The organism is Leptotrichia sp. OH3620_COT-345, from assembly GCF_003932895.1.
In the GTDB taxonomy this organism is placed as follows: domain Bacteria; phylum Fusobacteriota; class Fusobacteriia; order Fusobacteriales; family Leptotrichiaceae; genus Pseudoleptotrichia.
Window position 1 is genome coordinate 24,213 of the sequence record NZ_RQYW01000006.1, and the last position, 15,242, is coordinate 39,454.

Below are 15,242 nucleotides of genomic sequence, written 5' to 3' on the forward strand. Positions count from 1 at the left end.
GGGGACAAAAAAATGTATAATAATAGAAATGATGATTATAATATGGATATAATGGCTGATGATACGGATGAAATACAGTTTTTTGATGAAGATGAGGATATAGGTAATATATCCGATTTTGAAGAAGACGAAGAAAAAAATCAGAAAGGAAACTTTTCTTTCGACGGAAATGATAAAAGAAATAAGGAAAAGAAGCCCCTTGATAAGAAAAATCTTCTTGTAATTGTGATAGCGGCAGGAATGTTTCTTATACTGGGACTTCTTGCCATACCGGGAATGATAAAAAAATCTGCAGAAAAAAAACAGACTGAAAGTGTACAGAACAAAAGTGAAGAGCAACCGGTATATACAGGAGAAACAGATTCTATTACTGCGAATGAAACAGGAAATCTTGATGTAGGAGGACAGCAAACACAGGATGCGACAATAAATATAAACGAGCCGTGTGATACTGCTAATCCCGATAATCCGGCAAATATAAATAATCCTAACTGTGCCAATATAATCACGAGTCAGGGACAGAACCAGAATTTTCCTCCTGCAACGGTACAACAGCAACAAGCTCCTGCATATTCTTCAAGTCCATCAGTAATACAGGAAATTCCTGAACCGTATAAGCCTGAACCTTATCAGTCGAGAAATATACAGAAGCCGTCATCAGGTTCGTTAAATTCCTTTTCAGGAGGGAATTCATCTTCAGGAGGAAATTTGTCGAATGGACGTTCAAATATACAAGCTTCCAATAACGGAAATACATTACAGGGTCAACAGGGAATACAGAATGAGACAGGAGGCGGTCGGCAGCAGATAAGAGTAAGACCTAAGATACAGCCAAAAGCTGACGGAGTAAATACATTTTCACTACAACAGGGAAGTTATATACCTATTGCGATAACTACTCAGATGAATAGTGATAATCCATCATATTTTATGGCGATAGTGTCGGAAAATGTATATTCCAAAGATGGAAGGCATAAAATACTTATACCTATGGGAAGTAAGCTGATAGGGAATTACATGGCTTTAAAGAATAATAATGATACGAGAATGTTTATGGTAGTGGATAAAATAATACTTCCTAATAATAGAATAATAGCATTTGATAATGCCAATATAATAGACCTTAAGGGTGAAATCGGAGCAAAAGGTCAGCTAAATACGAAGTTTCTCCAAAGATTGGGAAAAACTCTTCTTGCCGTTTCATTCAGTGTTGCAGACTTTATTCTTGATTACAGGAAAGCAAAAGCTTTGGCGAGAAATTCCGACAGGGTTACGAGAGCTACTTGGGAAGCTCTTGTAAATGATCCCGTCGATTCTGTAAGGGATACGATGGATGTTATAGATAAATCTTGGAATTCCGTAAAAAATCGTATAAAAATTCCTATTGGAACAAGGCTTAATGTTCTTACAGGAAATGAAATAGTTCTTGAAGAATATAGAAAACGAACTTACTAGTGAAAAATTCCGTTTGTATCAAGAGAAATTTCAGGATATGGAATTATGTGATTTTAAAATAAGTTAAAAAATCCATAATAAAGTTTATAATATTTTTTATCAATATTTACAGTGAGATAAGTTTAAAGTGAACTGAAAATAATATGATAATTATTTCGTATAAAGTCAGGTGGACTTTAAAATGAGTTTCACTGTATTGTTTTAATACAGTTATTTTAATAATATAAGATAAAACATACGACCTCTCAAAGTTAAATCTGAAAGGAAATAACTTAAGAGGTCGATTTTTATATTGCTTAATAAGACACCAAAATTTTTTCAGAAAAATTTGAAAAGTTTTAAATCTTGCAAAACATAAAAATAGATATATTATATAAATATAGGGAGAGGTATATATGATAAAAAAAAGACATTTTGATATTATAAATTTTATTTTAAATTCGGGAAATCAAGCAAGTATAAAGAATATTTCAGAACTGTATGATATAACAGATAGAAGTATAAGATATGATATAGATGAGTTAAACAGTTTTTTTCAAAAGAAATACGGCAGGGAAATAATAGAAGTTGCTAATAATAAATTAGACATACTTTATTCAGAGGAAAAAATAAGAGAAAAAATAGAAAATATAAAACTTGAAGAATATTCCATGTCCGAAGATGAAAGAGTGGAGTTACTTAGTTATGAGATTTTTCTTTTAAAAAATCATTTTATATTAAATTACTTTTCAAGAAAGTATAATTTCAGTAAATCGACTTTAAGACAAAGCCTTAAAAAGTTAAATGAAAGGACTTCGAATTATAATGTTTCAATAGATATGGATAATAAAGGATATAAAGTAAATGGAAATGAAATAGATATAAGAAAGTATATTATCAATATTTTACGTTATTATTTTAAAATAACAAAGGAAAATAGTCTGAAGTATGTTTTGTTTAAAAAGATTGTGGAAGAATTTTTAAATGTTTCCCGATGGAAGCGCTTTACAAAAATAATAAGGGATATTTCTGAAAAAACGAAAAAAATTGTTAGTGATGAAGCATTTGAAACTTTGGAGATTTTTTTATCAGTTTCAGAAATTAGGAATAAAAAAGGAAAACTTATAAAAAATGAAGTGGAAAATAGGAATTTTTTGATAAGAACTCCTGAGTTTAGAGAAATATCGAAAATTTTAAAGAAAACAGAAAATATTTATAAAAAGGATATACTTTATTTTACTGATTTTTATTTAGGTTCTTATTCTTATAATTTGGAATATTCATATTTTCTTAACTGGATTATGATAGAAAGCATGATAGATAAGTTTTTGGAAAATTTGAGTATAAAATTACAGATAAATTTAAGCAGAGATGTGATACTGAGGAAAGAACTCCTGAATCATTTAAAACCGGCAATTTATAGAATGAAAAATAAATTACCGTTAACAGAGTCGATTTTAGAAGATGTAAGAAATACTTACTCTAATTTATACGAAAAAACGGAGGAAAGTTTAAAAAATATTTCTCGCTTTATAAATATTCCTTTTGATAATGAAGAAACTGCATTTATAACGATAATGATTCAAAGGGCTGTAGAAAGGAACAATTCGGGACATATTTCTCAAAAAGAACCGAAAGTCCTAATAGTATGCGGTCTCGGATATAGTAGTTCAAGATTTTTATATGAAAATATTAATAATCGTTTTCAAGTAGATATAATTGATATTATCCCTTTTAATCAGTTGGAAAAGTATGATTATTTAAAAAAATCCGACATTGTCATATCTACATTGGATTTCAGTCTGGAAGGAATAGATGTTATAACGGTTAATGCTATTATGAATGAAGAAGATATTATAAAATTAAAAAACTATGGATTAGTAGAAAGAAAAAGAAAAATAAAACTGTCTGAATTATTAAGTTCCATAAAAAATATTTCTGATGAAGAAAAACTAAAAGAAAAACTAATGGCTAATTTCGGAGAAAATATATATGATGATACAAAACAGAAAAAAAACGGGGAAAAAAGTTTTAGAAATCTGATATGTTCAAGTAGTATAAGGTTAAACGTGGAAGTTGGAACTTTAGATGAATTGATAGAACTTACAGGAGAGATAATGGTCAGTTCGGGACTTGTAACTGAAGAATATATCGAAGAACTGAAAAATCAGGTTACTCAATATGGGAAATACATTTTAATAACTGACAGGACAATCTTACCTCATGGTCAACTTCTGAAAAATGTTAAAAAAACGGGATTTTCAATAGTAACTTTAAAAAATGGAGTTGAGTTTTTTGGAAATAAAATAAAAATTGTAATATGCCTTGCTTCAAGGAATAAAGATGAACATCTTCAGGCGGTTCTTGAGCTGAATGAATATCTTAAAAAGACTGAATTTGAAGATGAATTGTTAAGCAGCAAAACTTCTCAAGAAGTGATGGATTATTTAAAATATTTGGAAGAACAGGAGATAGAATAATGAAAGATTTTATAAATAAAGAAAATATTATACTTAACTTTGAAACAGAAAATAAAAGTGAGGTAATAAGAAAAATGGTAGATACTATATCTGATCATGTGCTTATTGACAGAGAAAGATTTATTGAAGATATTTTAAAAAGAGAGGAAATCGAAAATACCGTTGTAGGGTTTAAAGTGGCTGTTCCACATGGAAAGTCAGACTATATAAAATATCCTAAAATAGTTTTTGCAAAGCTGAAAAATGAAATATTTTGGGGGGATAATGAAGAAAATGTAAAATACGTATTTTTGTTGGGAATTCCTTTATTCTCTGCCGGTGAACATATAGATATTTTAATGAAGTTGTCTAAGAAGATTCTTGATGAAAAATTTAGAGAAAATCTGGGAAAAAAGAATGATAAAAATGAAATATTAAAATTAATTTTAGAATAAAGGAGATGGAAAAAACATGAAAAGAATTGTTGCAGTATGTGCTTGTCCTATGGGACTTGCACACACATTTATGGCTGCTGATTCACTGGAAAAAGCGGCAAAGGAACTGGGAGTGGAAATTAAAGTAGAAACTCAGGGAGCTGACGGTATTCAGAATGAGCTGACAAAAAAAGATATAGCCGAAGCTGATGCTGTAATTTTGGCTTTGGCAATTACACCTCAAGGTATGGAAAGATTTGAAAATTCTGATTCTTACGAGATAACTTTAAAAGAAGCTATAAGAGAAGGTAAAGAAATTTTAGAAGAAATAATAAATGAACTTTAATTCTAAAAAATAGAGGAGGTATTTAAAATGGCTAAATTGAAAAGAAGAAAAAACGGTTTCTGGCAGGAGTTTTATAAACATCTGATGACGGGAATATCATATATGATTCCTGTATTAATAATGGGAGGACTTATAGGAGCATTTTCACAAGTTGTTCCTTATGTAATTTTTAAAATTGATCCGAGTATTTCTATACTTGATGCCGTTAAATCAGGACAATACACAGGAATGAGTTTGCAGTTATTGAAATTGGCTTCGCTTATGGAAAGTTTCGGATTTACACTTTTTGGATTTGCTATTCCTATGTTCGCTGCATTTGTTGCTAATTCAATAGGAGGAAAAACTGCACTTGCTGCGGGCTTTATAGGAGGATATGTAGCAAATAAACCGATAGCTGTAATAAGTCAGGTTGAAGGTGTGTGGGATAAAATTACTCCTGTTCCGTCAGGATTTTTAGGTGCATTTGCCATTGCACTTGTTGTAGGGTATTTTGTAAAATATTTGAATAAAAGTATAAATTTGCCTAAAAACTGGTTGGCATTTAAGTCAACATTCCTTATTCCTTTACTATCATCTCTTTTCTGTATGGTAGTGATGATTTTTATTATAACTCCAATAGGGGGTTGGATAAACTTACAGATAAGGGCATTACTGCAAGCTGCAGGAGCTGCAGGTGAATATGTGTATGCTCTTGTATTATCGGCTACAACCGCATTTGATTTGGGCGGTCCTGTAAATAAAGCTGCCGGATTTGTGGCTTTAGGTTTCACAACTGAAAAAGTGCTGCCGATAACAGCGAGAACAATAGCAATAGTTACTCCGTCAATCGGATTGGGTCTTTCAACGCTGATAGATAAAAAGCTTGTAGGGAGAAAAGTTTATAACAGTGAGTTTTATGATGCAGGAAAAACTTCAATTTTTCTAGCTTTTATGGGGATTTCAGAAGGAGCGATACCTTTTGCTTTAGAAAATCCCGGATTTACCATTCCTTTATATGTTGTTTCGTCAGTAATCGGTGCATTTTCAGGTATTGCTCTTGGAGCTGTACAATGGTTTCCTGAATCGGCAGTATGGGCATGGCCTTTAGTGAAAAATCTTCCTTCATATATTATAGGTATAGCTGTAGGTTCGATTATTATAGCGGTGTGTAATGTTTTATATAGAAATAAGCTGATTAAAGAGGGCAGATTGGAAGTGGATGAAGATTAAAATGAAAAAAAAATATGATTTTCCTATAATTCCCCATACTCATTGGGATAGAGAATGGTATTTTACTACATCACGTTCAAAAATATATTCTCTGAACCATTTCAGGGAAATATTCGATGTCCTTGAAAAAAATCCTGATTTCAAATATTTTTTACTGGATGCCCAATTATCAATTATAGACGATTATCTGGAATTTCATCCTGATGATGAAAGAAGAATAAAAAGGCTTGTTTCACAGGAAAAACTCATAATAGGGCCGTGGTATACACAGACTGACCAAATGGTAATAAGCGGAGAATCCATCATAAGGAATTTGTATTATGGTATTGAAAGAGCAAAATATTTCGGTAACTATATGAGAATAGGATATATGCCTGATTCTTTCGGTCAGTCGGCACAGATGCCCCAGATACTTAATGGTTTTAATATTTTTCATAATACGTTTAAAAGAGGTCTAAGTGATAAATGTTACTCTAAAAATGAATTTTATTGGGAAGCTCCTGATGGAAGCCGTGTATTTAATGTGTATTTGGACAGATATGGTAATTTTGTTTATTTCACTTCAGAGGAAGACAGTTTAAATTACATTGTAGAAAAACTGAAAGATGAAACTGACAGAAGGTCGAATGTAGGAATTTTAACATTGTTTAATGGAGAAGACCAACGTCCTATAAGAAAAAATCTTCCTGAAATTATAAAAAAACTGAATAATTTACATAAAGACTGTAACTTTTATTTTTCCACTATAGACGGAACAATGAAAAAAATGGAAAACAACGGCTTTTCTTATGAAACAGTAAAGGGAGAAATGACTTCAGGACAGTTCAGTAGAGTACATAAATCTATTTACTCTACTCGTGCCGACCTGAAAATAAAAAATAACAAAAATGAAAATTATATTGTTAATGTATCCGAACCTTTAAATACAATAGCTTATAAACTGGGATTTACATATGAAAATAGAGTTTTTGAAAAAATATGGAAACTTATGGGAGAAAATGCAGCACATGACAGTATAGGAATGTGCAATTCAGACGAAACGAATAAAAATATAGAATATAGGTACGATACTGTCAAGTCGTTGGTAGATAATCTGAATGAACTTAAAATGAGGGAAATAGGTTCGGGGATTCCTGAAAAAGATGTATTTCAATTTCAGATTTACAATTTTCTGCCATATGAAAAAAGTGGAATTTTAAAGGCTGAAATTTTTACTCCATTTGATGATGTCGAAATTTATGATATTACCGGTAATGTTCATGAAAGTGAAATTCTGAAAAGTGTAAAACTGGAAGAGCGGATAAAAAATAAAATGAAATCTGAAGTAGGGTTTAATACAAATGATGAACCGAAATGGATAAAAGAAAATGTTGAAATATATAAAACTTCGATTTTGATTTATGCTAAAAATATTCCCGCTATGGGATATAAGACATTTTTTATGAGAGAAAGAAAAAAGAATGAGAACGGATACAAGCCTGTTTCAAAAATTGATTCAACAATAAAAGAACAAAACTCCATTGAAAATAAAATTTTAAATGTGACAGTTTGTGAAAACGGTTCACTTATTATGAAAAATAAAAAGGAAAATATTACAAAGAAAGGTTTTCTTATTTTGGAAAGTTCAGGTGATGACGGCGATACTTATGATTATTCAGAGCCTTATAATGACAGAATACTAACAAGTGGAAATTCTAAAACTGAAATATTGGAAGTAAAAAATAATCCTCTTTTAAGTAAAATAAAATATTCTCTGAAAATGTCGTTGCCTTATAATTTAGCTATGAGGGGGAAAAATAAAACTAACATTGAAACGGAATTTATTGTGACATTGTTTTTGGAAAAAAACAGTTCTCTTTTAAGAGTAAATATAGAAGTTGAAAATAAATCCATAGAGCATCGGGTACGAGTATTATTCAACACAGGAATAGAAAGTGTTGAATCTATTGCCGATCAACAGTTCGGAATAATAAGAAGACCTGTTTATTTGCCTGAAGTAGAAAACTGGAAAGAAAACGGATGGAATGAAAAACCTCGAACTATAGAACCTATGCAATCTTTTGTTTCTCTTGGAAATAAGTGTGAAAATGTGAGCATTATAACTGATTGTGTCAGAGAATACCAGATAATAGGAGAAAAATATGATACGATAGCCCTTACATTATTCAGATCCGTTCCTAAAATGGGAAAATCCGACTTGAAAGATAGACCGGGACGGGCATCGGGCATGGCTGATTGGGAAACTCCCGATGCACAACTGTTAAAAAAAATGGAGTTTAATTTCGGAATTTTTATAGAAAAAGGAGAGTATTGTTCTGCAAAAATTGCAAATGCAGCTAAGGAATATTTGACGCCTTTTCAATATTATCAAGCTGCAGAATTTAAAAATGTGGATTTATTCTTTTTAATGAATAAACCCGATATTCAGAGGTTACCTTTTAATTATTCATTGTTTTCATTTGAAAATAGAAATTGTGTTTTGAGTACGGTAAAAAAGGCTGAAAAGGAGAAATCCGTTATTATCCGTATTTATAATCCTGATGACATATTTAAAACTGATTTTGATATGAAATATAATGAGGGGACTTCAGATGTATCTGTAGTAAAATTTGATGAAGAAACTGTTATAAATAATATTGGTTTTACTATTATCGGAGATGAAAAGAATTCAGAGAACAGTATAAGAATTAATGAAGTGAAAACTTGCCAGGCTTTAAGTATTAAAGTGAAATAGGGGAAAAATAGGAAATAAAGAAAAAAGATTGTGTAAATAAAGAAGTTTAAAATCTTTACACAATCTTATTTATTATTTTTAATTTATAAAATAGATATTATTAAAAATATCATTAAAAAAAGCCTAATGATTTTTTGAAAGACAGTTTTCTCCTAATTTTTGTTTAAATATTTTGAGATATTCTTTAGAATGAGTTTGTCTTTTAACTTTCGTATATATAATAATTGAATTAAAATTTTAAACTCAGAAGATTTAAGTATATAAATAAAAATTCACTACCTTGTTTGAAGCACTGAATTATTTATAGAAAATAATTACCATGCAGAATTAGTTAAAACTTCCTCTCCGTATCCTCCATTAAGATTTTGAGAATTAGTGGAATTGTAAGCTCTTTGAACACGGATTCCTCTAATTCCAAGCTCTTTTGCAGCTAAAATATCGTCATCACTATCTCCGTAATGAATAGAAACATTGTGTTTTTTAATGTAAAATGATTTGTCATATTTATATCCCCCCGTAGGAGTGGCACCGGTATACTCCACATAGACCTCCTTAGGTAAATCAAAATATTTTTGTAATGTTTTAGAGAGTTTCGTTGATGTGTAATTTTTATCTTTTGAATGTTTAGTTCTACCTGTTATAAAGAATATGTTGTCTCCTCTTTCCAAATGCATTTTTATGAGAGATTTTGCAGATTGTTTGGGAATAGAATGTTCATCACCGTTTTCGGCAACATAATCCCAGAATTTTTGATTTTTCAGGTAGCTTCTTTTTCCTCTTTCATGTCCGGGAATCTGAAAATGATATTCGCCATAAATAAAATAACCACTTGAATGAACCAATGTATCGTCGATATCAAAACTCACATTGATAGGTCCTTTTCCTTCCAAACTTTTTTTAATATCATCTACAGAAATAAAGTGAATTGCTTTCTGAACTTTTTCAGTTGTGTAGAATCCTTCATGAGTATAAGGAACTTTAGGTCCTGCTGCAAATAATGAAATAGATGACAAAACCGTTAATATTAAAAAAATTTTTTTCATAAAACCTCCTAAAAGTTAATATAATATATTATATTATATCTTAATTTGAAATTTTTCCAATTAAAATTAAGTTATTTTTTTATTGATTTTTAGAAATTCATTGTATTATTCTAAAATTTTTTCTATTTTTGATTAAAAAATAATGGATAATATTCATATTGACATTCCTGACTATCTAAGTTATCATGTGCATATGGAAAATAAGTTTAATATTGTTAGGAGAAGTTATGGATTCAGAAAATGATTTAGGAAATAAGATAAGGAAAATATATAAAGAACTGAGGAAATCTGAAAAAAAAGTGGCAGACTATATTTTAGCCAACAGATATAAAATAGAAGAAATGGGACTTGAAGAAATTGCCAGAAACAGTAAAGTAAGCACACCAACAGTAGTGAGATTTACAAAGGCAATGGGATATGAGGGATTTAAGGAATTTAGGATTGAGCTATTGAAGTCAGGTAGAGGTGATGTGACTGAAACGGAAAATATAAATTTGTTGTTGGATTTACATGTGACATCTGATGATAAACTTGAAGATATTCCTCTTAAAATAATAGGATTAACAGTGAAGGCTCTTGAAGAAACATTTAAATTTTTAAATTATGAGACATATAAAAAAGCGGTAAAAATGATTGCAGAAGCGAATATAATAGATATTTACGGTGTAGGAAATTCAGGAAGTATAGGGAACGATTTCATGAGCAAACTTCTCAGAATAGGACTTAATTGTCGTGCATATTCGGATAATCATTTGCAGCAGCTATGTGCTTGTCATTTAGGTAAAAATGATTTAGCCATTGCCATATCTCATTCAGGTGAAACGAAAGATACGGTAGATGCTCTTAGAATTGCTAAAGAGTCGGGAGCAAAAACACTTGTTTTGACAAATTTTAAAGCTTCAGTAATAACAAAATATGCGGATATTGTCATGTTTACAGGAGATACCGAAAGCAGCTTTTACAGTGAAACAATGTCTTCGAGGATGTCTCAACTGGCAATAGTAGATATGCTGTATATGGGATTAATAGTGAGCGATTATAAAAAATATACAAAAAGATTGGATAAAATTAATAATTTGACAATAGGAAAAATTTATTAAATGAAAAGCCGTTTAAAGGACTGTATTTAATTTAGAAAAACAGGAATTAACGGTATTTTTATTTTTATAATTTGTATAAAATTTACAAAAATAGATTGACTTTGTAAAAAAATATGGTATACTTTGTATGTAATTAAATTACAAATAAATATTTTTTTGTAAATAAAATACAAATTAAGGAGGAAATAGAAAATGAATAAGATAACATTGACAGAAGTTGTAAGTAGGGGTTTAAAAATGACAAAGGAAAATAGAGCAAGTATGTTGGGGATAGGTCCTATGTCGAAAATGTTGATTAAAGCGGGTATTTTATTAGCAAAAGAAAAGGATTTTCCTTTAATGTTCATAGCAAGCAGAAATCAAGTAGATTCTAAAGAATTAGGAGGAGGATATGTATGTAACTGGGATCAGAAAGCTTTTTCAGATGCAATAAAAAATATAGCAGATGAGACAGGTTTTAAAGGGATGTATTATTTATGCAGGGATCATGGAGGACCTTGGCAGAGGGACAAAGAAAGAAAAGAACATCTTTCTGAAAAAGATGCTATGGAACTTGGAAAACAGTCGTATATAGCAGATTTGGAAAACGGATTTGATTTATTGCATATTGATCCTACAAAAGATCCTTATATAGTGGGAAAAGCTATAGATGTGAATGTAGTATTGAGAAGAACTGTAGAGCTGATAGAGTATGTGGAAAAGGAAAGACTGGTAAGAGGCTTACCTGAAATAAGTTATGAAGTAGGGACCGAAGAAACGAATGGCGGTCTTACATCAGTTGAATCTTATGAATTTTTTATTCAGGAATTAATGAAAGAATTGGACAAAAAGAACTTGCCTCACCCGTGTTTTATAGTGGGACAGACAGGGACACTGACGAGACTTACAGAAAATATAGGTCACTTTAATGCCGAAGCATCGAGAGAACTTTCAGCAGTTGCGGAAAAATATGGAGTAGGCTTGAAAGAACATAATGGAGATTATCAGGATGAGGGAATACTTTTGGGGCATCCTGCTTTGGGAATAACTGCTATGAATGTAGCTCCTGAATATGGAACTGTGGAAACAAGGGCTTATTTGAAGTTGGTAGAACTGGAAGAAATGCTATATCGAGAAAAGGTGATTTCAAAAAAATCAAATTTAAAAAACTGTATAAGAAGAGAGGCGGTTACAAGTAGAAGATGGGAAAAATGGATGACTGACGATACTGTCTCAAAAACAACAGAAGAGCTTTTACAAAATGAGGAAATAATAAGTATAATAACTGATATAAGCGGACATTATACATTTAACAATGAGATTGTAAAAAAAGAAATTGAAAATTTGTTTGAAAATCTGTCAGAAGCGGGGATAAATGCTGAAAAATATGTAATATATAAATTAAAAGAATCTTTGGATAAATATGTGGAATGTTTTAATCTGCCGGGATATACCTCAAGGCTTCTAAGCATGAAATAAAATGAAGGAAAGGAACGGATTAATAATGAAAATAGTCGATTTTCATATTCATTCGGATAATTCTTTTGATGGGGAAAATTCCATAGAAGAAATGTCTCGTAAAGGTTTAGAAATAGGGTTGTCGGAAATATGTTTCACAGAACATTTCAGTGTAGATCCGAGGGATATAAGTTATGGAGTTCTGAATTACGAAAAATATTTTTCAGAAACTGAAAAAGCAAAGGAAAAATTTAAAGGAAAACTTAAAATAAAAAGAGGACTTGAAATAGGAGAACCTCATTTGAAGGAGTACAGAAAAGACTTGGAAAAACAGCTGGAAAAAATGAAAATAGACTTTATAATAGGTTCAGTTCACAATATAAACGGTATGAAATTAAGAAAGTATATGAGTAATAAAAGAAAATATGATGTTTACTATGATTATTTCAATGAAGTTTACGAGATGATAATAAATTCAGATATTGATATAGTGGGACATATGGATTTGATGAAACGCTATGCATATGAAACGCTTGGAAATTATACTTTTGAAGATTATAGGGAAATCATTGAAAAAATTTTAAAAGCAGTGATTAGTAGAGGAATAGGCATAGAAATAAACGGTTCAGGGTATGAAAATAAAGTAGGAGAACCTTATCCTAATACCGATATTTTAAAACTTTATAGAGAACTCGGAGGAGAAATAATAACGATAGGCTCTGATTCGCATTGTTGTGAAAATCTGGCAAAACATAATTTGAAAATATTGAAGTTATTAAAAGAGATCGGTTTTGAAAATGTTTTTACTTACAATAAGAGGAAAAAAGAAGTTTTAAGCATATCAGATATATAAAAAGAAAAAACTATAAACGGAAATACTTTTGTATAACTGTCAAAAATAAAGAAAGGAGGAACTAAAATGAAACTATATATTGACATGGATTTAAAGGATAAGGAAGAAATATTATTTCAACTGAATAAGATAATATCAGAAGAAAATAAACCGGAAACTGAAAAGTATGACAAAAAGGAAGCTCATGGGGTTATTTGAAAATATTAAAAAAAGGGAAGAGCCATTTTTCACAGCTGTAAGATATTCTTTTGCTGTTTTTCAAGGAAAATTTGGGTATGTGGGAGAAGTTTATTTGGGATATGTGAGGTTTTTCAAGGAAATTGTCTGGGAAAACAGAGAAAAAATAAAATATATATTCAGATAGCGGTAAGCGGAGAATAGATATCTTGAAATACTTATAAAATTTATTTACGGAAATACAGGAAGATCAATTTGGAAAAAGGCTGAATAATGCCGACAGAAAAATGAAGTAATAAAGATATGCGGAAAGAGAAAGAAATTAATATAAAATAAAAAGAGAGGTGAAAGTTATGAAAGTAGTCGGAGTGACTGCATGTCCCACAGGAATAGCACACACATATATGGCTCAGGCGGCAATAGAAAAAGAATGTAAAAAACGAGGTTATGATGTACAAGTTGAAACACAGGGAGGAATGGGAATAGAAAATGAGTTGGAGCAGACAATCATAGACAATGCAGATATTGTAATACTGGCAGTGGGAATAGGAATAGAAGGAGAAGAAAGATTTGAAGAAAAGGAAAACCGGGGAAAAGTCATAAGAGTTGAACCGGGAGAAGCAATAAAAAATATAGTTGAAATAATAGATAAAGCGGAAAAACTGTAAATATTAAATTTTATGCTAAATTAAAGAAAGGTGCTGTATATAATGAAAAATAATAAAATATTGAAAGATTTACAGAAAGCATTTAATACCGGTGTATCATTTATGTTGCCTGCGGTTGTGGTAGGAGGGGTGTTTTTGGCAATAGCATTGGCAACAGGTAAACCTACGGATAAGGGAATGGAAGTGACGAATCAATTTATGAAAAATTTGATTGACTTGGGTATTGCAGGTTTTTCAATGATGATTCCTATCCTATCGGGATATATAGCAAATACCATAGCAGGAAAACCTGCTCTTGCTCCCGCAATGATATTAGGGTATGTGGCAAATAATCCTATAGGATCGGGGCAAATAAAAACAGGATTTTTAGGTGCTATGATTATGGGGATTGCTGTAGGATATTTTGTAAACTGGTGTAAAAAATGGAAAGTACCTGCAACTATACGTACAATTATGCCGATACTTATTATTCCTATTGTTACAACATTTGTTCTGGGAATGTTGTATATTTATGTAATAGCTGTACCAATAGGATTTCTTATGAATCGCCTTGTAGATACATTGGGAACTTTACAAGGAGGAAGCGCAATTCTGATGGGAATAATTATAGGTGCAATGACGGCAGTAGATATGGGGGGTCCCATTAATAAAACGGCGACTGCTTTTACACTGGCACTTATGGCGGAAGGAATATATGCACCGAACGGAGCTCACAGAATAGCAGTAGCAATTCCTCCATTGGCTATGGCTTTATCTACATTCATAGATCCTAAAAAATATACTGAAGAAGATAAAGACTTGGGAATTTCAGCCTTTTTTATGGGACTTATAGGAATAACCGAAGGGGCAATTCCTTTTGCAGTAAAAGACATGAAAAGAGTATTGCCTGCCATTATAATAGGAAGTGCGGTAGGAGGAGCTTTAGGAATGGCTAACGGAGTGGAAGCATTGGTTCCACATGGAGGACCTATTGTTTTACCCGTTGTAAACGGAAAGCTTTGGTTTATACTGTCAATGCTCTTAGGAACTTTAATTTCAGTAGCTATACTCCATTTTACAAAGCCCGACATAAATGAAGAAAAGTAAAAAAATCATAAATGAAAGATTTTCAACAATTTAAAAAAAGTCTGTTTTATAAGTTAAAGAACTCTATACTAAGATAAAAAATATATTCAGTCATTTTTATAAAATGGGAAAAAGTAACAGTTTATAATTTTGAAAAAGATATTATTTACAGTTTATAAGTTGCTTTAATTTTTAGAACAGCTTTTTTGTTTGGAGATATATAAAATTTAGAGTTAATTTATTTGAAGTCGGATTATCCGAGTTAATTGTTTTTTCTTTTATA

At 30.8% G+C, this 15,242-nt stretch carries 14 protein-coding genes; 13 read left to right on the plus strand and 1 reads right to left on the minus strand.

The window, feature by feature from the left end; all coding sequences use genetic code 11:
- Positions 1-12 precede the first annotated feature (12 nt).
- From EII29_RS04870 to EII29_RS04895, 6 genes are all read left to right on the plus strand, one after another.
- On the plus strand, positions 13-1,455 hold the full coding sequence (locus EII29_RS04870) for a TrbI/VirB10 family protein (RefSeq protein WP_125236420.1): 1,443 nt from the start codon (positions 13-15) through the stop codon (positions 1,453-1,455).
- Between the two features lie 395 nt (positions 1,456-1,850).
- Positions 1,851-3,914: a transcription antiterminator gene (locus EII29_RS04875; RefSeq protein ID WP_125236421.1), complete on the plus strand. Its 2,064-nt coding sequence runs from the start codon at positions 1,851-1,853 to the stop codon at positions 3,912-3,914.
- Positions 3,914-4,348, plus strand: a complete 435-nt coding sequence (locus EII29_RS04880; RefSeq protein ID WP_125236422.1) for a PTS sugar transporter subunit IIA — start codon at positions 3,914-3,916, stop codon at positions 4,346-4,348. Before EII29_RS04875 ends, EII29_RS04880 begins: the two co-directional genes overlap by 1 nt.
- 16 nt (positions 4,349-4,364) lie before the next feature.
- Positions 4,365-4,673 (plus strand): PTS fructose transporter subunit IIB, encoded by a 309-nt coding sequence (locus EII29_RS04885; protein ID WP_125236423.1) that lies wholly within the window; start codon positions 4,365-4,367, stop codon positions 4,671-4,673.
- Between the two features lie 27 nt (positions 4,674-4,700).
- Positions 4,701-5,882: a PTS fructose transporter subunit IIC gene (locus EII29_RS04890; RefSeq protein ID WP_125236424.1), complete on the plus strand. Its 1,182-nt coding sequence runs from the start codon at positions 4,701-4,703 to the stop codon at positions 5,880-5,882.
- Between the two features lies 1 nt (position 5,883).
- Entirely contained in the window at positions 5,884-8,616 is a 2,733-nt protein-coding gene (locus tag EII29_RS04895; RefSeq protein WP_233573257.1) for a glycoside hydrolase family 38 C-terminal domain-containing protein, read from the plus strand.
- A gap of 314 nt (positions 8,617-8,930) precedes the next feature.
- Here the strand turns inward: EII29_RS04895 and aphA are convergent, their stop codons facing one another.
- Positions 8,931-9,659 (minus strand): acid phosphatase AphA, encoded by a 729-nt coding sequence (aphA, locus tag EII29_RS04900; protein ID WP_125236426.1) that lies wholly within the window; start codon positions 9,657-9,659, stop codon positions 8,931-8,933.
- 227 nt (positions 9,660-9,886) lie between these two features.
- On the opposite strand from aphA, the gene EII29_RS04905 reads away from it, so the two are divergent.
- The 7 genes from EII29_RS04905 (at position 9,887) to EII29_RS04930 (ending at position 14,980) form a co-directional block, all read left to right on the plus strand.
- Positions 9,887-10,759: a MurR/RpiR family transcriptional regulator gene (locus EII29_RS04905; protein ID WP_125236427.1), complete on the plus strand. Its 873-nt coding sequence runs from the start codon at positions 9,887-9,889 to the stop codon at positions 10,757-10,759.
- A gap of 192 nt (positions 10,760-10,951) precedes the next feature.
- The gene (locus EII29_RS04910) at positions 10,952-12,217 is read left to right on the plus strand and encodes a class II D-tagatose-bisphosphate aldolase, non-catalytic subunit (RefSeq protein ID WP_125236428.1); all 1,266 of its coding nucleotides are present in this window, start codon (positions 10,952-10,954) and stop codon (positions 12,215-12,217) included.
- A gap of 25 nt (positions 12,218-12,242) precedes the next feature.
- On the plus strand, positions 12,243-13,049 hold the full coding sequence (locus tag EII29_RS04915) for a histidinol-phosphatase HisJ family protein (protein WP_125236429.1): 807 nt from the start codon (positions 12,243-12,245) through the stop codon (positions 13,047-13,049).
- A 66-nt stretch (positions 13,050-13,115) separates the two neighbouring features.
- The gene (locus EII29_RS13025) at positions 13,116-13,247 is read left to right on the plus strand and encodes a hypothetical protein (protein WP_255411016.1); all 132 of its coding nucleotides are present in this window, start codon (positions 13,116-13,118) and stop codon (positions 13,245-13,247) included.
- Entirely contained in the window at positions 13,216-13,413 is a 198-nt protein-coding gene (locus EII29_RS04920) for a hypothetical protein (protein ID WP_125236430.1), read from the plus strand. The genes EII29_RS13025 and EII29_RS04920 overlap by 32 nt, the downstream gene beginning before the upstream one ends.
- Before the next feature lie 166 nt (positions 13,414-13,579).
- Complete coding sequence (locus EII29_RS04925) at positions 13,580-13,894, plus strand: PTS fructose transporter subunit IIB (RefSeq protein ID WP_125236431.1); 315 nt, start codon at positions 13,580-13,582, stop codon at positions 13,892-13,894.
- 42 nt (positions 13,895-13,936) lie between these two features.
- Entirely contained in the window at positions 13,937-14,980 is a 1,044-nt protein-coding gene (locus EII29_RS04930) for a PTS fructose transporter subunit IIC (protein ID WP_125236432.1), read from the plus strand.
- Positions 14,981-15,242: the final 262 nt, after the last annotated feature.